This is a genomic window from Mesorhizobium sp. M7A.F.Ca.US.005.03.1.1 (genome assembly GCF_003997975.1).
Taxonomy (GTDB): domain Bacteria; phylum Pseudomonadota; class Alphaproteobacteria; order Rhizobiales; family Rhizobiaceae; genus Mesorhizobium; species Mesorhizobium ciceri.
In genome coordinates, this window is the sequence record NZ_RZRO01000001.1 from 105,251 (window position 1) to 127,430 (window position 22,180).

A 22,180-nucleotide genomic window follows, 5' to 3' on the forward strand; every position below is an offset into this window, starting at 1 on the left:
GCTGAAGCCGGCCTGCAATTCTCGACCGTGCGCACTTATTTGAACCGTATCTTTCGCAAGACGGGAACGAATCAACAAAGCCAGCTTGTTGCGCTTTTGAAATCGGCACATCCATTCCAGCAATGAGCTATCGGATCTAGGCGATTGCGCGTGATGTCCGACTTGCACGGGCTTTCCGCAAGCGCGATCGCGGCCCCGACTCCGAGTCATTTTAGCATCATATGGTGACTAGGCGGCTCGCACTCTTCCCGGCAATGTTCTGCATTGGAGTTGACCGGTGTGGTTCCCGGATGGGCCCGGACCTCTTCCACCGAAATATGGCCAAAGAGGCGTTCATGAAGACGGCGATCTATTTCATCGGAGTGGCGGCGGCCGCGGCCGTGGCGATCGTGGGCTTTCCGCAATTCATAGCGACAGCGAAGACAACCTATGATCGCTGCCCAGGCACCCTGGAGCATGGAAGGTGCGGAGGTTCACGCTTTTTTGTGCTCGTCACGGATTCGGGAAAACACAAAAAGCTCCGTTCCTCCTCCAGCTCGTCTGGACACTCGAGCTCAGGCATATGGGGTACCTCCGGACAGAGCCCACGCTCTTCCGGGCAGGGCGGCAACACCAGTGGCGGCACGTCGGGCGGTACGTCCGGCGGCACATCGGGCACTTCCGGACAGAGTTCCGGTACGTCAGGCAACACCAGTGGCGGCACATCGGGCGGCACGTCGGGCACTTCCGGACAGAGTTCCGGTACGTCCGGCAACACCAGTGGTGGTACGTCCGGCGGCACCAGCGGTGGTACGTCCGGCAACACCAGTGGTGGCACGTCCGGCAACACCAGCGGTGGTACGTCCGGCAACACCAGCGGTGGCACGTCCGGCAACACCAGCGGTGGCACGTCCGGCAACACCAGTGGTGGCACGTCCGGCAACACCAGCGGTGGTACGTCCGGCAACACCAGCGGTGGTACGTCCGGCAACACCAGTGGTGGCACGTCCGGCAACACCAGTGGTGGCACGTCCGGCAACACCAGCGGTGGTACGTCCGGCAACACCAGTGGTGGCACGTCCGGCAACACCAGTGGTGGTACGTCCGGCAACACCAGCGGTGGCACGTCCGGCAACACCAGCGGCGGCACATCGGGTGGATTGGGCGGCGGATAATCCAGCTCAGTCAGCTCGGCAGGACTTGATCGAATGGACGTCCGGCGGCAGACGTGTATGGATGTTCCAGTGGACCAGAGTGTCCATGCCCAAGGCGGCGAAAAGAACCCTGCCGCCCCGGTCCCGGCATGTCCCGGCTCGGCCAGCGGCCAATGGACCGGTATGGCAGGCGTGCTCATGGCCCTCGCAAACGTATGGCTTTTGCGCGACTGGACTGAAGCTGCCCATCTCAAGACGCTCGCCGTGTTGGTCTTGTCGGCCGCCGTCATGCTGGCCGTGGACTTGCTCGTCCACCGTGTCCAGCTCAATCCCACCACGGAACTGGCGCGGGACGCGATCCGGCCTGTCGATCCGCTGCGGCTTGTTCACAAGCTCGTCGGCTTCTGGATGACCATTGGGTGCATTGCGGGGCTATACGCCCTCCTGCCGGAATATGGCGACGCCTTCTATCAGCCGTTCAAGGACGCCGCTCTGTATCTGCTGCCGGGCCTCATTGTCGCTTCGCCTTTCTACATTCTCCATGTCGACCGCCGGCAGCGCGATCCCTTCGATGCCTACGCGCAGCTTCCTCTGCTGCTCGCCGGGAACCGTCCGGCGAACTGGAGCATGCTGGCCGCCCACGCGCGGGGTTGGCTCGTGAAGGCTTTCTTCCTGCCCTTGATGTTCGTCTATGCCAATAACGATCTCGGCGCGCTGTGGTCGGCGCCGCTGTTCCCGCAGTGGGACTTCCGGGATGTCTTCGCCCGGCTCATCGATGTCTTCTACCTTCTGGATGTGCTCTTGGCGGTGATTGCCTATACGCTGACGTTGCGGGTGATCGACAGTCACATAAGGAGCACCGAGCCGACGATTGGTGGTTGGGCCATCTGCCTCATCTGCTACCGGCCGTTTGTGGACGCGCAGGGGCACTACATTCAATATGAACTGGACGAGCTCCATTGGGACAAGGTCCTGGCGCCCTATCCCTGGCTCTATGTACTATGGGGCAGCGCCATTCTGCTCTTGGTTTTCATCTATGTCTGGTCGACGGCGGCCTTCGGCCTGCGATTCTCCAACCTCACCCATCGTGGAATCATCACCAACGGCCCCTATCGCTGGGTGAAACATCCGGCCTATCTGAGCAAGAATCTTTGCTGGTGGCTGATCTCGGTGCCGTTCGTCGCTGGTGCGGGCTGGCTCACGGCGGTTCAATCCTGCCTGATGCTGGGCGCCGCCAATCTTGTCTATTACCTGCGCGCCAGGACCGAGGAACGGCATTTGAGCGCCGACCCGATCTATCGGGACTACCAGGCCTTTATCGCCGAGCATGGCCTCGTGGCCCGCGTGCTGAAGTTGGTGCAGCCCCCTGCCTCGCGCTCATTTTAGCATCATATGATGACTAGGCGACCCTGGCTTTTAACGGCATTTTTCAGCTCGGCTCTGGATCGATGCCGTGCCTTGCGGGGGAGAGGCGACACTCCTCGCGGTTGATCCGGAAGAGCAAGGACAGTCGCTAAGTCGGGGTCTCGGCAATGCCGAAAGCATTACCTTTCGCGCGCTCCTTCCTCATCCTTGGGTTTTGGCTGGCGATTGCATCGCTTGTCGGCACAGTGGCATTGCTGTCGATGCCCCCCGCCTCTCGTGCCGAGGACACCCAGACGGCCGAGGACACCCAGACGCAGAATGTTTTGAAGCCGGGCGATATCGCGGCCTCCGGCTTTGCCGGGGTCAGGCTTCAGGTCGAGGGGCTGCCGCCAGGCGTGGATCCCCTCTCCAAGACCGTCATCGATCCCGACGGGGTCACGCTGCGCATCTATGACGGAAGCCTCGTTGCCGCGCCGCTGGCCGGCCAGCAGCTTAATCTGCCTCTGCGCAAGGACTTCAAGGCCGGGGATATCGGCCATGTATTCGGGCTGGTTTTCGACACGCTCCCGGCCGACGAGCGCGGCACGCCCGGCCTCTATGCGGCAGCCACGTCCGCCTTTGGCCTCTATATTGTCGGCCCCGACAAGGACGGCGACGGACAGCCCGACCGGCTGACGAGAGGGGCTCCCGGCGCCCAGTTCATGGAGGGTCTGTTCGGCAAGGCCCCCTTTGGCGGCGCCGGGGCGATCTGGAAGATAGACAGCGCGACGGGCGAGGCCAGCCTCTATGCGGAGCTCTCCAAGGAAGGCGCGATCAACAGCGGGCCCGGCATCGGCGGCCTTGCCTTCGATCCCGCGAGCCGTTCGCTCTATGTTTCCGACCTTGACACCGGGCTAGTTCATCAGCTCAAGGGCCCGACTGCCGGCACCGATGCCGGCCAGTTCGATCATGGACTGCAGGGCGGGCCGCTGGCGGGCAAGGAGGCCGTCGCCGATGATGCAAAGCAGCTCGACGTCACGTCTCCGGACTTCGACGCGGCCAATCCGTCGACCTGGGGTTTTACGCAGAATGCGCGCCGGATCGACGGCATGGCGGTGCACGGGAAGCGGCTCTATTACGCTGTCGCGGAAGGTCCTGAAATCTGGTCCGTCGGCCTCGCCGAGGATGGCTCCTTCATGCCGGATGCCCGCATCGAGGTCGGCGTCGACGCCTCGCAGCCCGGCACGGTCACGGCGATAGTCTTCGACAACAGCGGCGACATGGTCCTGGCGCTGCGCAATGCGGTGCAGAATGCAGGTGATTTTGCGGCACTTGTCAGTGGCGGCCCCACCGATGTGATCCGCTATGCGCCCGAAGCCCCGGACGATCCGCAAACAGCATCGGCCTGGCAACTGGATACGCTCACCTATCCTGTTGGTCAGTCCATCGAGCGGCGCGATGCCAGCGGCGGCGTGGCGCTGCAATATGCCTACAAGCCCGACGGCAGCCTCGACCTCACCGCCTGCGGCGGAACGCTGCTTGCTTCCGGCGATGTCCTGGATCGGCAAAAGCCTGTCCATGGTCTGCAGATTGGTGCGGCAAGCCAGTTTCAGGCTGCTGCCGGCGCAGACGTTCCAACTGCCTTCGTTGCCCTTGATCCGGCTCAGGATGATGCGGCGGCGCGCGGCCATGCCGGCGGCGTTGCCGTTCTCTCGCAATGCGAAGGCGGCAGCGGATTCCCAGCCGTAGCCTCGGACGAACAGTTTCCCGGTATACCGGGAGGCGGCCAACCTGGCTTTCCCGGTGTCGAGGGCGGCGGCGGCCAGCCCGGCTTTCCAGGCGTTGACGGCGGCGGCGGGACCGGCTTTCCCGATGTTGAAGGTGACGGCGGCCAGACCCGCGGCAAGCTCACGCTGACCAAGACGGGCACCGTGCCGAAATGCTCCCCCAAGGGCGGGTGCGCCTTCAACATCGAAGTCAGCAACGACGGGCCAGAAGTTCCAGGTCCCATCACGATCAACGAGCAGATCGAGGCGCCCCAGGCGACGCTGACCGGCGAACCCAACGCACCTTGGCAATGCAGCAAGGCGGCGCCCTTCACCTGTACGCATCCGGGGCCGGTGCCCGCCAACGGCAAGCTCGATATGCGCCTTGTCTTCGCGCCGAATACCCCGCCGGAAACGAAAGAGGTCAGGAATTGCGCGGTCCTCGCCGGCGGGACGCCGCCTCCAGGCAATCAGCAGAAAGCGAACAATCAACAGCCGGCCGCGCTGCCGCCGCCGACGGCCAGCAACGCGAACGGTCTTGCGGTGCAGGCCTCGGGCGTGCCGGCGAGCTGCTCGCCCAAGGCTGGGACCTGCGAGTTCGAGGTCAAGGTCACCAACACCAGCGCCAATGCAGTCACTGGACCCTTCCGGGTCATACAGACCCTGTCGGTCGGAACTCAGAGCCAGGCGAAGAATTCCCCTACCAGCCTGAATGTGCCGGCCGGCCTGCAATGCAAGCCCGATGGGCGGGAGCTCGATTGCCAACAGCCGGAGCTCACCTTGGCTCCCGGCGAAAGCCGCTCCATGAAGATCGCCTTTACCATCGACACGACCGAAGGTGGCGAAGCCGATTTCGTGCAGAGCAAGGCCGCTGTCACCTTTGGACCGCTGGCCGGCGAGGCGACGGCCGCGATTGCCTTCGACGAACCCCTCAACAACAAGCTGCCAGAGCCTGGCGCGCCAGAGGCGGGCGGCAACCCGCCGGACGGAGACGCCGGCGGACAGCCGGCGGCGCCGGCCTGCGCCACCTTGCCGCTCGATCCGGACATGCCGGTGCAGACCGGGCCGGTGGTGATTTCGAAGAAAGGCCCGGCAAGCTGCCCGCTCAAAGGACCGTGCACCTTCGAGATCACGCTCACCAACACCACCGATGCGCCGGTGCCCGGTCCCATACCCTTCACCGACACGATCGATGTCGCGGGCGCCAAGCTTTCCGACGATGCTCTGCCCCCACCCTTCGCCTGCGAGAAGGGTGGCCCGCCGGTCAAATGTTCGTTCGGCAATGCGGCCACGGCGCTCGGGCCGAAGGAATCAAGAAGCGTTTCGCTGCGCTTCGACCTCGAACTGCCAGCCGGCACCAGGACGGTGAAGAATTGCGCGATGACGTCCCCGGCCGCGGTGCCGCAGAAGAAGGCCGAGCTTACGGTACCGATGAGCCGGCGCCCGCTGATTACTTATGCGGCCTTCCGATCAGCATCGCTCGCCGAGGGCAAGGGCCTTCTGCATTTCATCGACAATCCCGGCGGCAATATCGACGGCGTGTCGAGCGTTACGAAAGAATGCACCCAATGGCAGTTGCAGGACAACGCCTTCGCCATGCGGCAGAACAACGGCCTGGAACTCCATTTCACTCATATGCAGATCGATCCTGACCAGAGAGGTGTGGTTGGTGGTGGTAAAGTCGTCGGCGACGTCTTTTATTTTCCGAATGATGGCGGCGGCGCGTTCTTCGGCAAGGTCACCAACGGGAGAGTGGTCGGAAACACATTCGAATTCGATGTGGCTTGGAAGGCAGCACATGGCGACACCGGCCACTATGAGGGCACGATCAATCCCGACGGCAGCGCGACCGGAAATCAGGTCAATCGAGCGGGTGCCCGCGGCACCTTTACGAGTATGGGCAACCGGTGGCAGTGCAAAAGCAGCAAATTTTGTGAAAAATATGCCGTCCGCGCGACTACGGTGGCAAGTTTAGTCCGCGAGAAAAAGTGCCGGATGAAGGGACCCGAACCCCGCTGGTCGGCCGATGTGCAGAAGCACATCGATTTCTGCATGTCACGCGCCAGCACGGTTGATCCCGCGTTTGAGGCGGAGGAAAAGGCACGAGCCGACAGGCTTAAGCAATGCGTCGCCGAGAGTGACGCAAGACCGGCTTGCCCCGCTGTTGCCAACGACGTGGTCGCCATCAACGATCAAATGAAGGCCCTGAACTGCAAAGACGCCCTGAAGACGGCGACGGTTACAGGCGTGTTCTCCTTTTGTCAGATAAACCCGCTGACCGGCAATGTGCTCAAGCAGGCATTGCAGAAAAAACTCGATGCCTGCAAAGCCCAGCTCGCCGCCAACGGGAATGCCGGCGCGGGCGGAGCCGATGCCGGCGGCGCGGACGAGGGCGATGGCGTCGGTGGCGGTGGCAAGGTGCGGGAGCCGGCACCGGAACAATGCGCTGTGGTCAACATCGAGGAGGTCAATCCGCCGGGCGGCGGCGGCCAGGTCGATCCGCAAGCCTCGACCGCGGGGCCGCTCAGCCTGGTGAAGACATTCACCACCTGCGTCGAAAACCGCTGCGTTTTCAACGTCACGATTTCCAACACAAGCGATGCCGAGGTCAAGGGACCGGTCGAGTTCACCGACGACGTGACCGGCGACGGCGCCGTCTTCAACAGCGCCACCGTCTCGGCCGCCTCCGATCCCAAATTCAACTGCGCCAGGCAGGGGCAGGGTTTCATCTGCTCCAACCCGGCGGTCACGCTCGCGGCGAAAAGCTCCGTCAGCATCACCCTCACCGCCGATCTGGGCAAGGGCATCGGCGCGGTCAAGGAAATGAAGAACTGCGCCACGCTGAAAGGCGCGGCTGCACCGTCCTGCGCCACCGCCCGGCTGCTGCAGCCCGCGCCGCAGCCCGAACAGCCCAAGAACCTCGCGCTGGCGCACAATCCGGCGGTGGCGCAATGCTCGGACATAGGCGGCGGATGCGTCTTCACGACATCAGTCAGCAATCCCGCCGACGCGGCGGAGTTCAATGGGCCGCTCTCCTTCACCGTCCATCTCTCGCAGCCGGACGGCAGCGCCTTTCCCAACATCGCGATGGAGGGCGGCGGCGAGGCAGCAAGTGTCCCCGGTGTGACCGCGCCGATCTCCTGCAAGAAGGACGGCAATGACGTAACCTGCACCTCCGCGGTGACGGCGAAAATTCCGCCCGGCAAGACTGTGCCCGTGTCGATGACGTTCAAGCCCGGCAGCGGAACGAATGCGACTGCGATCAAGACCTGCGCTTCGTTCGCGGGCGGCGAACAGACATGCGCCAGCATTCCGCTGGTCAAAGGCCCGCTGCTCAGGGCCCAGAAATTCACCGCGGCCACCTCTTGCGTGCCGAGTTGCGCCTTCGGAATTTTGCTGAAGAATGTCGGAACTGACGCTGCTTCCGGCCCCTTTGTCATCAAGGAGGATTTCAAGCCCATCACCGACACCACGATCGAGACCGTCGATGGCGACTTCGCGTGCTCGACCACCAATGGCACCGTCGGATGCATCTCGACCAACAAGGGCACGAATGTTCTAAAACCCGGCGAAACGCTCAGCGGCCGGGTGCTGGTCAAAACCTCGAGGGTTTCTCCGACCTACACGAACTGCATCGACTATAATCCGGCCGCCAACGCCAAGCCCAGTCCGTTCGACAGGGATTTCGCCGGCCGCTGCGTCACCATCAAGGACGAGGTGCATAAGGGCGCTAATCTGATGGTCGAGGTCCTCCCTCCCAACGGCAAACCGAACGGCGTTGGCGAGTGTGGCATCAACGAAGTGTGCCGCTTCAGAGTCAGCGTGAAGAGCAATGGGTCGGATACGGTCGTCGGCCCGCCGCCATTCAACGCCAAGGTCCGGAATGGCATCGTTCAGTTCATCAATGCCGATCTCACAGTAAAAGGCACCGGCGCCTGCAGCAAGAAGGATGGCGACACCCAGACTGTCGCGTGTCAGAGCGCCGTGTCGATGCCCCCGGAAACATTCCTCGATGCCGATGCCGTGGTGATCGCCGGGGCGACATGGAAGAAGAACGATACGCTCACCTTATGCGCGACAGTACCGCCGGTTGACAGCAATCCGAATGACAATGAAGGCTGCGCGTCGGTCAAGCTCGACCCCTTCAGCGTCAAGGTCACCAAGACCGGCGATCAATCCTGCACCCTGGGCGGCGATTGCCACTTCGCCCTCAGGCTGTTCAATCCGGGGCCGATCGACCACAACGCGCCGGTCACCATTTCCGACAAACTGACGGGGCTTGCCTCGGCGCAGATCGTCTCGATCACGCCGCCACTGCCCTGCGCGACGCAGCCGACGCAGATCCCGTTCTCCTGCACATCGCCCGGCCCCGTGCGCCTCGATCTCGATGCCCCCGAAGGCAGCGAGTTCGGTCCGCGCAACTTCAACATGGTCGTGCGCCTGCCGAGCGATGCCTCGGCAGCCCGGTTCTCGAATTGCGCCGACGTCTCGGACGGAACGCCCGGCATCAATGATCAGTCCTGCAAGACGGTTTCCCTGATCCCGCCCGTGCAGACCTGTCAAGGCGGCATGGTGCTCGCCAATGGCATCTGTGCCTGTCCGCCCAACACCAGATGGGATGGCAAGAGCTGCAGCGGAACCGGCGGCGCTTCCACCTCGAAGCCGATCACGCCCGAGGCGGCGCCGGTCCTCGCCGTCCCGTCCGCCACCTGCAAGTTCGGCATGATCCTCGCCGGCAATGGCCTGTGCGCCTGCCCCGCCAACACCAAATGGACCGGCAAGGCCTGCGAGGCCGCCGGCCCAGGAAGCGGCGGAATTGGCTTGATCAAGCAGGCTCCGCAGGTGCAGGCCAGGGTCTGCCCCGCCGATCGGCCGATGGGGGCGTACCCCAATTGCTGTCCGCAAGGTACGGAATATCGTAATGGCAAATGCCGTTCTCAGAAGACGGCACCCATAGAGGTCAAGTGCGGCAGCGGCCTTGTGAAGGATGCAAGGACCGGACGGTGCATCGCCTGCAAACGCGGCAGCCATGCCGAGGGCAATGCCTGCGTGCTCAACAGGATCAAGCAGCAGCCAGGAATCTGTCCCGCGGATCGGCCGGTTGGTGCCTATCCCAATTGCTGTCCGCAAGGGACCGAGTACCGCAATGGCAAATGCCGCTCCCCGCAGCCGGCCCAGGTAAAGTGCCGCCGGAGCCAGGTGCTTGATGCCGCGACCGGCGTCTGCGTCGATCGCGCAAGGCAACGGTTCTGTCCCGCTGACCGCCCTGTCGGGGCCTATCCGAATTGCTGCCCAGAGGGCTACCAGTTTGGACGCGGAAAGTGCCGTCCGATGCGCGATCAACAGCAGGAACAGCAATCTTGTCCCGCCAACCGGCCCGTCGGGGTCTATCCGAACTGCTGCCCGGAGGGATATCAATTTGGGCGCGGCAGGTGCCGCATGATCCGCGACCAGAATCAGCAGCCACAACAGCCGGATCAGGGCACCAGGCCTGTCCGCAAGAAGACCTGTCCGGACGGCACGGTCGTCTATGGCCGGTATAGCAAGTGCCCGAACGACAACCCCGCGCCACAACCACAACCACAACCACAACCGCAACCGCAACCGCAACCGCAACAACAGCAATGCAGAGGCGACCAGGTCAGCACGTCGTCCGGCTGCGTGTGTCCGACCGGCACGAGGGAATCCAGTGGCCAGTGCATCGATCGCGTCAATTGAGCCAAGTGAAATGACATCGGGAGATTGCATCCGTGAAACCCTCGTTCTTCGCGACACTGGCGGGCATGGTGGCCATGGCGGGTGTTTCGATCTTTCACCCCACTGAACTCCATGCCGGAGCCCCGCTGACCGACGTCTGCTATGAAGCGCCTTGCTCCGTCCAGAAAGCGGAAAGCAAAAACGGCAAGCTCGATCAGGCGCCGCAGATGCTCGCCTTCGAGATAAAGATAAGGTTCGGATGCCCGGACGGCTTTCGCAAGGAAGACGGCGAATGTGTGCGCGACCGAAGAGGCAAGAAGAGAAGGTTTGAATGCCCCGACGGCTTCCATCGGCAGGACGGTGAATGCGTGCGCGACCGAAGGGGCAAGAAGAACCAGGCGAGAGGTTGCCCGGAAGGCACGGAGTTCCGCCGCGGCAAATGCCGCGAGAGCGAGTTCCCCCCTGTGGAGCAAGAGGAGGAGCAGACCTGCTCGCACAATGATCACTTGGAGAACGGCCGGTGCGTGCCGTGCCGACAAGGCCAGCATGTCGAAGGAGATGAATGTGTACCGGACTAGAATTCTTCGGATAGGCCTGACGGCTCTTGGCCTGGCGCTCTCCTCTTTGCTGGCGCAGGCCGAAGATGCCGAAGGCTGCACCGACAATCCGTTCGTCGGACGTTTCCAGGGCGCGACGATCGCCTATTGCAAGGCGAAGGATTTCGATGAGTTGGTGTTCCTGCAGTCACCGCATGATTATGGCGCGCTGCTGGAGCGCAATGCCATGAAGGACAGGTCGGGGCCGGAATGGCTCAAGCAGCAGGGAAGAGCCAGCGAGTTGCGCTATGAATTGCCGCCCGGCAGTTCTTCGCTGGAGGTCGCGAGCAGCTATGAGGCCGATCTCAAGGCGAAAGGCTTCAGCATCCTTTTCTCCTGCGCCGATCAGGAGTGCCTGGTCGGCAATCTGCGCGACCTCTACCTGCTGGGCGAACAGCTCGATCCGACCAATGGCATATCGACCGCCTATGCCGACCATGTCCGCTACCTCCTGGCCAAGCTCGAGCGGCCGGAAGGTGCCATCTATGTGAGCGCCATGGCCGGCGAGGACAAGGACAGGGCCGTCGTCTTCGTGCGCGTGCTGGAAGCCAAGGGCATGGATCCCGCAAAGGTGGCGACGGCGGCTCCCGAGGATCTGTCGGATTCACTCGCTTCGCAAGGCAGCGTCAATCTTTATGGCATCCTGTTCGATTACAACCAGGACGCCGTGAAGCCGGAATCGAAGCCGGCTTTGGACGAGATCGCCAAGGTGCTGACCGACAAGCCGGCGCTGCGCCTCAAGATCATTGGCCATACCGACAATGCGGGCAGCGCCGCCTATAATCTCGATCTCTCTACCCGCCGCGCCGCCAATGTGTCCGCGGCCTTGGTGGGCGGCTACGGCATCGATCCCGCCCGGCTCTCATTCGAAGGGGCGGGCCTGTCACGCCCGATCGAATCCAACGACACCGACGAAGGGCGCGCCAAGAACCGCCGCGTCGAGCTTGTCGTGCAATAGCCGGTTCGGATCATGAAGCCTGTGCACGACTTCAAAAGATTTGGCCACACCGGGCTGTGCGCGCTCATGGCGCTGGCCTGCGCTTCCCGCATCGCCGACGCCGCATCCATCACCATCGACTGCGCGCGCGAAGACAAGTTGGTCGTGGGCTGGACCGCACCGCTCGCCCTTTCATATCCCGGCGGGGCCAGCGGCGACCTGGCGCTGACGTCGGAACATATCACATTCACTTTGCCCGCCGCGCAAACCCTGACGACCGGCGTCGTCGACGGGACCGATGTGACGGCAACCTCCATATACGGTTCAGGCGAAACATCTTCAGTGATGCCCGACCCGGCGGCGCTCATGGCGTGCGTGGAGAATTCACTGCAGCCGGAGCTCAAGGATGATGCGGATGCGCAGGCCCTTGCGCTGCTCGGCTGCGCGCCCAAGGTGGCAGTGAGCACGTCTCCGATTGCCGTCCACGCAAGCGTGTCGGTTGGTCTCTTTCCGGGAAACGAGCCGACGGTGCCGGACGTGAACGTCGAGATCAGACGCAGCTATAGGAACGCGAAAACCCCGGCGGGCGATGCCATCACCATCGAAACCTATCCCAGCAACTGCAAGCTTGCTGGGCAATGAGCAGCGACCCATCGCTTTCCGGGGACCGCAAGGGGCGATAACTCTGGCAACCGATTCGGCATCGGGCAGCGCGTTGGCTGTTTCCAGGAACATCCTTGACTGGATTGCGTTTCCTATTCCGGACCTTTCCAAAACAGGGAGAACGGTGTCATGGACTGGAACCGCGTGGAAGGAAACTGGAAACAGGTGAAAGGCAAGGTCAAGGAGCAGTGGGGCAAACTCACCGATGACGACCTTGACCGCATCGCCGGCAAGCGCGATCAACTCGAAGGCAAGATCCAGGAGCGTTACGGCATCGAAAAGGACCGCGTGCGGCGCGATGTCGACGATTGGTACGGGCGGCAGGGTTGGTAGGCATGTGAGCCCGGCTGTGGCCATTCCAGGACGCGGCCCAACAGTCCGGCAGGACCATGCGGGCGCTGAGCCTTGTCGTCGGTTGAGTTTTGCAGCAAGGATTTCGTACTGTGGCTGAAAATATCTCTCGCAAGCAGGAGCAACGGGGGACAAGAAGAATTGTCACGTGGGCGATCGCAGTTATCGCCGTGATTTTTCTTGCTCTACTGGCTATATTCGTGTTCGGCCCGTTGCTATGACTTTCATGGCGATGATTGAGCTGTCTCCGATCCGGGGATGATCGGGCATTGGTCGGGGACGCGGGCAGCGGCCACCAGTGAGCAACTATGCTTCAGGCGAGGGCATGCGGCCAGCGCTGCTTCCGCGGCCGGACGACGCCAAGGCGGCGCACCTATATCGACCGCCGTCGCGCGGCTAGCCGGTCTGCAGTGCCGGCACAAAAACCTGTTTCACAAGAATCTTGCTGAACACGATTTCGCCGGGAACATATCAGGAAACGATTGGTTTGGTGGCGGTACACCCAACCAGGAGATCCACCATGATCGTCAAACTTCTGTCCGCCGCTGTGCTCGCGCTCACATTGGCCACATCGGCAGTGGCACAGTCGAACAGTTCCGGCTCCAACAGCGGTTCGGGCTCGAACGACGGCACCGGCGCTACGTCTGGAAATACCGGCGGCAACAGCGGCACCGGCTCTGGAACGTCCGTGAATCCTTCCGATCCGAGCACTACAAATTCGACAAATTCCACAACGAAATCAGGTGGCATGACTGACCGCTGCAAAGATTCGGCAGGCAATGACATCGACAACAACACCGCGACCGGCACGACAACATCGAATGTGCAGAACTGTAATAAATGAGCCGGCTCCTCAATCCGTTGCCGGACCAGTGCTTCGGCAGCGCATTGAGCGCTGAGAGCGGTAAGCGCAGATGAACCGGCAGGCCGCCAAGCAAGCGCCGCCCCGATTCTGGTGGTTGGCAGGAGCATCGGCGGCTGTCGTCATCGGTTTTGCCGTCTTCGCCAGCGGATCGGTTCGCAGCAACAGTCTGCGAGAAACCACGCTTGTGCAGGCGATCGGCGGCGACCCTCAACGAGCCGTCCCGGCCATGATCCGCAACGGCTGTGGCGGATGTCACGAAATCCCGGGGGTGCCCGGCGCCCGTGGTACCGTCGGTCCCTCCCTGCAGGGCGTCGTCGAAAGAGGATATATCGGGGCATCGCGAGCCAGCCCGGATGCGATGATGCGCTGGATCAGCAGAGCGCGGGACGTAGACCCGAACACGGCCATGCCCAATACAAATCTGTCGCCTCAAGAGGCGCGCGACATCACCGCCTATCTCTATGCGCGGACATGAGGCGCACTGAACTGGTCCGACGGCGCAGGCGCCTTGCCAGCAGAAGCAGCAGCCCAAGCATCAACACGGCGGCGCACGCCACAAGTGATTGAGCCGCCAGAACCATGATTGTCTGGCCTGTTGTCGAGCCGGCCCGCATCTGGCGTATATCGGCCGCGGTAACGCTGACGTCGGGATTTCCGAACCGAGTGGTGACGTAATTTGCAAGGGCTGCCACCTGGCCATCGTCCAGCCAGCCGCCGAAGGCCGCCATCGATTTACGCCCCGCCACGTCGCCAGCTTTGACGCCTTCAAGGATGGTCATGGCGACATCCTCGGGCGTGGCCGCGCCGGGGGTGCTGTTGCGGGTCAAGGACGGATAGGATCCGTCTGACGATCCGCCTCCGTTCGCCCCATGGCACGTCGAACAGAGCGATCGATAGAGATCATCGCCGGCTGCGGTCCCGCTGCCTTGCGTCATCCCTTCGGTTCCAGCATCGCCGTCGACCGTGGCCGCGTTACCCCATGAGAAACGCGGCTGCTTTTCGTCTCCCGATTGGGCGGGCACGTCCCTGAGATAAGCGACGATGGCCTGGATATCGTCATCGGAAAGATGTTGCAGGCTGTTCATGACCGTTTCCGCCATCGGCCCGCCGGCATAAGCCTTCCCGGGCACTGCGCCGGTTTTGAGAAATCGAGACAGCTCTTCGTTGCTCCAGTCGCCGACGCCTGCGATCTTGTCGCTGGTAATGTTGAAGGCCTGCCAGATGCCGGCGGTGCCGCCGGCAAGCTTGTGGTCTTCATCCATGCCGAACGTCGCATTCCTTGGCGTGTGGCAGGCACCGCAGTGGCCGAGCACCTCGACCAGGTAGGCTCCCCTGTTCCATGCGGCGGTCCGGTTCCGATCGGGCGTGAAACTGCCGGTATGCAGGTTCGCGAGCTTCCACAGCGCAACTGTCCAGCGCTGGTTGAATGGAAAAGGCAGGATGTTTCGCGGCTGCGGCTGCGAGATCGGCGGCTGCGCCAGGAGGTAGGTCCGGATCGCAAGCACGTCCTCGCGGCTCATCGCGGCGAAGCTGTCATAGGGCATGGCGGGATAGAGATCGGCTCCGTCGCGCCTGATACCTTTCCGCACGGCCCGCACGAACTCGTCCGCGGAGTAGCGTCCAATGCCCGTGTCAGGATCAGGTGTGATGTTGGTCGAGTATACGTCGCCGAAGGGTGTCGGCACGCGATAGCCTCCAGCGAACGGGCGGCTCGGATTGGACGTGTGGCAGCCGATGCAGTCGGCCGCTCGGGTAAGGTATTCACCCTTCTGGATTTCGCTCGCCCGCAGCTCAGTGCAAAGCGCCAACGATGCCAAGACCAGCGCGACCGCCCGGGAGGTGACGGCCGGGAATGGAATGCCCGCGCCAGGCCAAGGCGCGCACCGGCGGACGGCCAATCTCCGGGTCTTTGACCTCGTCACAGTTCGCACCCGCTGAAGATCAGCCCTGCCATCAGCTGCGCCAGCAAGATGAGCGTGAACAGCGCCCCGATGCCCACGGAAGTCCTGGCAAGGAATGCGCGCGTGCGCGCCTTCCGGGGCGGAACCGTACCATGTCCGCGGTCATGAACGGCGTGCCACGACAGCAGCGCGCCTGCCAGGGCGACCGCGGCGCCTGTCAACGAGAACAAGGCAGTGGGACGAAAGCCGGCATGGCATTGCCAGGATGCAATCGAATAATCGAGCTGCAGCGTTATTGCCCACGCAACTGGTCCGCTGACCAGGCCTGCCCAGGAAACGCCGGTACGGATCGCCTGCATCTCACATCCTCGGAGCCCAATAGATAACAAGATAGAGCACGACCCATGAGACGACGACGAAGTCCCAGTAGAAGGCGTTGTCCGAGACGTCGCTGAAGCGGCGGCCTGCCTTGCCTTTTTGCGTGAACATGAGAACCGCCAGGACGATCGTGTCGCCGACATCGGTAAGGAGATGCGTCGTATGCAGCCCGAGCAGGAACCAGACGATCGATCCGTAAGCGTTCTGATCCCAGGAAATCCGCAGAGCCGGAAATTCCCAGATGCGAACGATCAGCGGAAGAATGCCGACGATCGACATGACGACCATGCCAAGGCGAACTTTCGCCAGGTCCTGGCGACGTGCCCAAACTTCGATCATGTGGTTGGGCACGACGCTCGCAACCAGAATAACCAGTACTGCCGTCCCCGGCAGCAGATCTGGCGCAGGGGCCCCAATGGGCCAATGCCGGGCCAGCACGGCCAGATAGAAGTAAGTGCCTATCGCCAAGGCAAAACCGGTTGCCTCGAGGGCAATGAAGGCAAGGGTTCCCCACCACATCGGGCTCGCTGACCCGAAATCGTATGTGGGCAGGTGACTGACGTCGGCGACGGGGCGGTGCCTCATTCCTCGTCCTCCGGTTCGCCTTTCGGCCAGAACCAGCAGATGAAGCCGATCGAAACCGGGATCGCTCCCCAGACCACCGCCCACGGCGTGTATATCGAACCGAGAAATGCGCCGCCGACTGCGATGGCCGACAGCAACGGCCAGATCGAGTTGTCAGCCGATGGTACCCTTACTTGCGGCATCGCATCGGCGACCGTGCCGGCGAGCACCTCGCGGGCGTCGACACGCAGACCTTCGACCACTGGGAGCACATCGGGCTCGGCCCAAAGCGGTTCGCGGTGAGTTACCACGGGCAGCCGCGAAAAATCGTAGGAGGGCGGCGGCGACGTCGTCGCCCATTCGAGCGTGCTCGCGCCCCAGGGATTGTCTCCTGCAATGCGGCCGTTGCGGAGGCTGAGAAAGAGATTCAGGAAGAAAAGCGCGAAGCCCGCGAACACCACCAGCGAAGAGAGGCTGATGAAGAGGTTCATCTCTCCCCAGCCGCTCGCCGGCGGATACGTATAAACGCGGCGCGGCATGCCTTGCAGACCGAGAATATGCATGGGGAAGAAGGTGAGATTGAACCCGAGGAAGACCAGCCAGAAATTCCAGCGGCCGAGCCTCTCGGACAGCATGCGTCCGGTGATCTTGGGAAACCAGTAATAAACGGCGCCGAGCAGGGGGAAGACGGCGCCCCCGACCAGCACATAATGGAAATGGGCAACCACGAAATAGGTGTCGTGCACCTGCAGGTCGAGCGGCACCGAGGCGACCATGACGCCGGTCAGGCCGCCGATCACAAAGGTGAAGATGAAGCCGAGAACGAAAAGCATGGGCGTGGCGAAGATCGGCCGGCCGCCCCAGATCGTCGCAATCCAGCAGAAGATCTGAACGCCGCTCGGAATGGCGATCATCATCGAGGAAGCGGTGAAGAAGCTCTCGCCGAGTTGCGGCAGGCCGGTAGCGAACATGTGGTGCACCCACAGGCCGAAGGAAAGAAAACCGATCGCGATCAACGACAGCACGATCCCGAGATAGCCGAACACCGGGCGGCGAACGAAGGTCGGCAGGATCGCGGAAACGAAGCCGGTCGCCGGAATGAAGATGATATAGACCTCGGGATGGCCGAAGAACCAGAACAGATGCTGCCACAGCAGTGCATCGCCGCCTGCTGCGGGGTCGAAAAATTTTGTGCCGACCAGGCGGTCGAGGATCAGCATTGTGCTCGAGACCATCACGGCCGGCATGGCGAACAGGATGACGAAAGCCGTAACGAGGACGGACCAGACATAGAGCGGGATGCGGTCGAGCGACATGCCGGGGGCACGTTGTTTGAAAACTGTCGCGATGATCTCGACCGCTACCGCGAGGGCGGACACTTCGGTGTAGGTCACCATCTGCGCCCAGAAATCGGGGCGCTTGCCGATGCCATATTCGGGTCCGGCGAGCGGCACATAGGAAAACCAGCCGGCATCCGCACCGGTTTCGAAGGCGAAGGCGATCCAGATCATCAGCCCGCCGGAAAGATAGACCCAGTAGCTGAATGCATTGAGCCGCGGAAAGGCGACATTGCGAGTGCCGATCATCAGCGGCACCAGGTAAATGGCGAAAGCTTCCATCACCGGCACGGCAAACAGAAACATCATCGTCGTGCCGTGCATGGTGAACAGCTGGTTGTAGAGATCGGGACCGATATGGCCGGCCTCAGGCTGGGCAAGCTGGAAGCGCATGGCGAGCGCTGACAGACCCGCAAGGATGAGAAACAGGAAAGCCGTCACGATATAGCGCCGTCCGATCAGCTTGTGATCGACCGTGACCAGCCAGCCGTAGAAGCCTTTCGGCGTTCGCCAGGCATGCGCCAGAAAGGCGCGCAGTCTCACCTCTTCGAGACCGGTGTCACGGATGCCTTTCAGGGCCTCCTGAGTGTGCTCGGCCAGCTTTCCCGCAAGGCCACTCATTCGAGGCTTCCGAGATAGGTGACGACCGCGTTGAGATCGTCGGCGCTAAGGGCAATGCGCGGCATCTTGGCGCCGGGCTTTATCGACTGTGGATCGGCGATCCAAGCGGCGAGCGCGCCAGGGGTCATGGCGAGCGTATCCGCGGCCAGTGCGCGTCGGCTGGCGAGATGAGTTAGGTCAGGTCCCACCGTTCCGCTGGCAGGCGTGCCTCTTATCGTGTGGCAGAGCGCACAGCCGGTGGACAGAAATGCCTGTTGGCCGCGGCGCTCTTCGTCGCCGCCAGGCGCGGATGCGACGGCGTTTTGCCTGGATTGCCATGCTTCGAACGCTTCGCGGCTTTCCGCGATGACGGTGATGGCCATATGGGCGTGCTGATAGCCGCAGAATTCGGCACACTGGCCACGATAGATGCCGGGCTTATCGGCGACGAGTGTGAGCTCACTCGGCCGGCCCGGAATGAGATCGCGCTTGCCGGCAAGATTCGGCACCCAGAAGCTATGAATGACATCGAGCGAATCGAGTTCGACCTTGACCGGTTCGCCAACCGGGACATGGATTTCATTTGCCGTGACGATCGATTGGGACCGATCATCTCCGGGATACCGGACCTCCCACCACCATTGGTGCCCGGTGATGCGCACGGCAAGCGTTTCCGTTCCGCTCAGCGAAGCAATGGATTTGCCGGCGAAAAAACTCGCTATCGTCATCATGACGAGCACCAGAACGGTCAACGCAATGGCGCTGCCGACAACGCGAGCAAATCGGCGCTCCTGACGAGAATCGATCTCGAGCGGCGAGCGCGTTGTCTCGGACAGGCGACGACGCAAAAGCGCTGCCGCCAGGATCAACATGACAAGCAGCCACGTGGCCACTGCGATTGCGCTGAAAGACCAGATCAGATCAAGGATTCTCCGGGCATTCGCACCGTGTGCATGGAGGGCCGATTGCTTGTCGCCGCATCCTGCCAAGGCCAATATCGGCGCTGCGCTGATCGCCCTCAAACGCCGTTGCGCGGCCGTTCCCTGAACGGTGCCAGGCAAGATTTGCCTAGGACATGTGGGGGCAAGCGACATTCGCGGTCGTGTCAGCCTGCGAGAGCTGGCCAACGGACTCATGCACCTCGCCATGAAGGATCCACCATCGTTGCCAAGGCCATAACGCGGCTGACTGAAAAAGGATGCTTGGCAACACCCCCCGGCTGAAAACCGACGCGAAGCGGTGCGGGTTAGACGATGCGCAACTGCTGGAAAGCCTGTTGCCGCCGACCGCTCGTTTGAATCCAGAGAGCGACCAGGAGCAGTGCGGCCCCGCCATAGATCAGGCCGGCGGGAATCCACATGATCAAGCCTGCAAGTTGCTGGTCCTCGAGCGGGTTGAGCCCCCATAAATCCGAGCCGATCGCATTATCCGGATACCACAGCCTGGGCGAGACGACGAGCAACACCCCGAGCAGCCCGGTGTGGAGGGAGGTGAAGAAAAGATGCATCACGGCATTGCCGCAAGCCTGCTCGCGGCCAAGGCGAGGCAGCAGCACCCACCAGAACAAAAGCCCGCTACCGAGGAAACTCGCGTGCTGGGCATAATGCAGGAAGCCCTGCTGGAGGGCAGCCTCGAACAGCGCCGGGACATGCCAGATCCATATCGCGGCTCCGTGCAGGACGGTCGCGACCACAGGACGGCTGATGAACGCCCAGACCGCCCGAAGCGCATTTGCATGTCCGGCCGCTCCGAATATCTGGCGCAGCTGTACCGGCAGGGCCCACATCATCGCCGCCGTCGGGCGGGAGGCAACCAGCAGAGGCGCTGCGACCGCCATCAGCAATTCGTGCTCGATCATGTGCGCCGCAAACACATGTTCGCCCAATGCATGGATCGGGCTTACAAGGGCGAACGCCAGGACGGACCAGCCGGCAGCAAACAGCAAGGCCTGCCGCGATCGCAAGCGACGTCCACGTCCGCTCCGTCGCCACAGCCGGCCAGCGCCGGCAACATACAGCAAAAGGATTGCCGCCAGTGGCAATGTGATGGGTAGCGCCAGAGTCCAACCAGCCTGCGGAGCGCCGTTGCCATAGCAAATCGAGGTCGAAAAGAGCGCGTCGAAGCTCATGATCCGCATCCGTCATCCGGAAGAGCGCGGGTTCATCTGGAAAGATTCAGAATGAAGCCACTGAGGCGCGCTGTTCCACCTCCCTGCGCCGCCTCTAGGCATCCATCATCGATTTCGCCGGCTCACGGGCGATATTTTCTTCTATGCGTTCGTGTCCCGGCGTCCGCGGCAGGGCCTGGCGGAAGTTCTTGGCGTAGTCTGCCGGCATTTTGGGCGGCATCAGCGGCTCATAGGCATCTACCAGCGCTTCGATCACGACAGGGCCTTGCGTGGCGAAAGCCTGGTCGAGAACCGTCTCGATCTGATCGGCCCGCTCGATGCGAAAACCCTTTGCGCCCATTGCTTCTGCCGCCTTGGCAAAATCGATCGGCTGCAATTCGCAACCGAATTGCGGGTTGCCCAGAAACATCATCTGCTCCCAGGCGATCTGATTGAGCATGTTGTTCTTGATCACCAGAACCTTGAGCGGGATCTTGTAGCGCACCGCCGTCGAGAATTCGCCGAGCTGCATGGCAAAGCCGCCATCGCCGACGATAGCGGCAATCGGTCGACCGGGAAAAGCTATGCCGGCAGCGATGGCGTAGGCCAGACCGCACGCCATCGACGCCAGCGATCCGGACACCCCGAATGCCTGGCCGCTGCGAAGATCGACATGGCGGGCGGCCAGCTCCGTATTCTGACCGGAATCCGTGGCCAGCACTGTGTCGTCGGCCAATCTTTGTCCGAAAGCCCGGGCAATCGCTTGTGGCTTCAATGGTTGCGCCTGCATGTCTTCCGACTGCCGCATCATCTCGCGCCATTTTCTCATGGTCTCCTGGGAACGGCGCAGGAATTCATCCGAGGGCTTTTGCGTCAGGCGCCGGTTGAGCGCGCGCAATGTCTCTGCCGCGTCGCCGACAAGGCCGGCCTCGACTGGAAAGCGCAAGCCGATCCGTTGCGCATCGCAGTCGATCTGGACGCCACGGGCCTGTCCGGGCTTCGGGTAGTATTCGATGTAGGGAAAGGTCGAACCGATAATCAGCACCGCGTCACAACTCTCCATCGCTTCTTGCGAAGCCAGGGTTCCAAGAATACCGATCCCGCCGGTGGTGTAGGGATGATCGTCCGGCAGCACCGCCTTGCCCAGCAAGGCCTTCGCGACAGGCGCCTGCAGCAGGCGCGCCGTATATTCGAGTTCGGCTGCCGCGCCGATGGCGCCGCGTCCGGCCAGGATCGCAACCCGCGAAGCGTCATTGAGAATGGCGGCGGCTTTGTCGAGCTCAACGTCCAGCGGTACGCTGTGACCGGCGAACATATCCTGCGGCGTGTGCGCCGGGCGATTGCGCTTGGAGCGCTTCGACGGATCACGCTCCTGCTCCTGGATGTCGCTGGCAATCGAAAGATGGGCGACGCCCTTGCGCGCCAGCGCGGTTCGACAGGCAAGGCTGGCGACGTTTTCCATATGCGCGGCGTCGGCAACATGGGCGTTATAAACGGAGACATCGTTGAACACGCGCGTCAGATCGACATCCTGTTGCGTGAACGTCTCGATCAGATCGTGGAACTGCATGCCCGTAATCGCCAGCACTGGAGCCTGGTCGAGCTTGGCGTCATAGAGGCCGGTCAGAAGATGTGTTCCGCCGGGGCCGGACGTCGCGAGGCACACGCCCAGCTTTCCTGTCCACTTGGCATATGCACATGCCATGAAGGCAGCCGACTCTTCATGCCGGACCTGAACGAAGGCAATTTTGTCGCGCCGCGTCCGCAACGCTTCCATGACGCCGTTTATGCCGTCTCCCGGCAAGCCGAACACCACCTCCACGTTCCAGGCGACGAGTGTGTCGATCAGAATTTCTGCTGCATTCGGCATGTCAGGGTAGCTCCGGGTGGATGGTGTCCGAACCGGTGAATCCCGAGTTGGTTCCTTCGTCGCAATAAATC

General features: G+C 62.4%; 16 protein-coding genes. 9 read left to right on the forward strand and 7 right to left on the reverse strand.

What is annotated here, in order from left to right:
• The first annotated feature begins 335 nt into the window (after positions 1-335).
• The 9 genes from EN990_RS35705 to EN990_RS00555 all read left to right on the forward strand — a co-directional run bounded on the left by EN990_RS35705 (position 336) and on the right by EN990_RS00555 (position 13,827).
• On the forward strand, positions 336-1,154 hold the full coding sequence (locus EN990_RS35705) for a hypothetical protein (RefSeq protein ID WP_127368146.1): 819 nt from the start codon (positions 336-338) through the stop codon (positions 1,152-1,154).
• A 69-nt stretch (positions 1,155-1,223) separates the two neighbouring features.
• On the forward strand, positions 1,224-2,519 hold the full coding sequence (locus tag EN990_RS00520; protein ID WP_164753428.1) for an isoprenylcysteine carboxylmethyltransferase family protein: 1,296 nt from the start codon (positions 1,224-1,226) through the stop codon (positions 2,517-2,519).
• Positions 2,520-2,665: 146 nt separating this feature from the next.
• On the forward strand, positions 2,666-9,961 hold the full coding sequence (locus EN990_RS00525) for a hypothetical protein (RefSeq protein ID WP_127388226.1): 7,296 nt from the start codon (positions 2,666-2,668) through the stop codon (positions 9,959-9,961).
• 32 nt (positions 9,962-9,993) lie between these two features.
• Positions 9,994-10,518: a hypothetical protein gene (locus EN990_RS00530; RefSeq protein ID WP_013533230.1), complete on the forward strand. Its 525-nt coding sequence runs from the start codon at positions 9,994-9,996 to the stop codon at positions 10,516-10,518.
• A complete protein-coding gene (locus EN990_RS00535; RefSeq protein WP_245460885.1) occupies positions 10,499-11,494 on the forward strand; it encodes an OmpA family protein in 996 nt (331 codons plus the stop codon). The genes EN990_RS00530 and EN990_RS00535 overlap by 20 nt, the downstream gene beginning before the upstream one ends.
• A 12-nt stretch (positions 11,495-11,506) precedes the next feature.
• On the forward strand, positions 11,507-12,115 hold the full coding sequence (locus EN990_RS00540) for a hypothetical protein (protein ID WP_127368149.1): 609 nt from the start codon (positions 11,507-11,509) through the stop codon (positions 12,113-12,115).
• Between the two features lie 150 nt (positions 12,116-12,265).
• Positions 12,266-12,469, forward strand: coding sequence for a CsbD family protein (locus EN990_RS00545; protein ID WP_013533227.1), 204 nt, complete (start codon positions 12,266-12,268; stop codon positions 12,467-12,469).
• Positions 12,470-13,007: 538 nt separating this feature from the next.
• Positions 13,008-13,331 carry a hypothetical protein gene (locus EN990_RS00550; RefSeq protein WP_013533226.1) on the forward strand — a complete coding sequence of 108 codons (324 nt, stop codon included), beginning with the start codon at positions 13,008-13,010 and terminating at the stop codon, positions 13,329-13,331.
• A gap of 70 nt (positions 13,332-13,401) precedes the next feature.
• Positions 13,402-13,827: a c-type cytochrome gene (locus EN990_RS00555; RefSeq protein ID WP_013533225.1), complete on the forward strand. Its 426-nt coding sequence runs from the start codon at positions 13,402-13,404 to the stop codon at positions 13,825-13,827.
• Here the strand turns inward: EN990_RS00555 and EN990_RS00560 are convergent.
• The 7 genes from EN990_RS00560 to EN990_RS00590 all read right to left on the reverse strand — a co-directional run bounded on the left by EN990_RS00560 (position 13,799) and on the right by EN990_RS00590 (position 22,109).
• On the reverse strand, positions 13,799-14,896 hold the full coding sequence (locus EN990_RS00560; RefSeq protein ID WP_164766074.1) for a cytochrome c: 1,098 nt from the start codon (positions 14,894-14,896) through the stop codon (positions 13,799-13,801). The genes EN990_RS00555 and EN990_RS00560 overlap by 29 nt on opposite strands.
• A gap of 374 nt (positions 14,897-15,270) precedes the next feature.
• The gene (locus tag EN990_RS00565; protein ID WP_127369860.1) at positions 15,271-15,612 is read right to left on the reverse strand and encodes a hypothetical protein; all 342 of its coding nucleotides are present in this window, start codon (positions 15,610-15,612) and stop codon (positions 15,271-15,273) included.
• 1 nt (position 15,613) lies between these two features.
• Complete coding sequence (locus tag EN990_RS00570; protein WP_013533222.1) at positions 15,614-16,216, reverse strand: cytochrome c oxidase subunit 3; 603 nt, start codon at positions 16,214-16,216, stop codon at positions 15,614-15,616.
• Positions 16,213-18,153: a cytochrome c oxidase subunit I gene (ctaD, locus tag EN990_RS00575; RefSeq protein WP_127384536.1), complete on the reverse strand. Its 1,941-nt coding sequence runs from the start codon at positions 18,151-18,153 to the stop codon at positions 16,213-16,215. Before ctaD ends, EN990_RS00570 begins: the two co-directional genes overlap by 4 nt.
• The gene (coxB, locus tag EN990_RS00580; protein WP_348629874.1) at positions 18,150-19,193 is read right to left on the reverse strand and encodes a cytochrome c oxidase subunit II; all 1,044 of its coding nucleotides are present in this window, start codon (positions 19,191-19,193) and stop codon (positions 18,150-18,152) included. Before coxB ends, ctaD begins: the two co-directional genes overlap by 4 nt.
• Before the next feature lie 185 nt (positions 19,194-19,378).
• Positions 19,379-20,260, reverse strand: a complete 882-nt coding sequence (locus EN990_RS00585; RefSeq protein WP_127369992.1) for a cytochrome c oxidase assembly protein — start codon at positions 20,258-20,260, stop codon at positions 19,379-19,381.
• A gap of 94 nt (positions 20,261-20,354) precedes the next feature.
• The gene (locus EN990_RS00590; protein ID WP_127384535.1) at positions 20,355-22,109 is read right to left on the reverse strand and encodes a thiamine pyrophosphate-dependent enzyme; all 1,755 of its coding nucleotides are present in this window, start codon (positions 22,107-22,109) and stop codon (positions 20,355-20,357) included.
• Positions 22,110-22,180 lie beyond the last annotated feature (71 nt).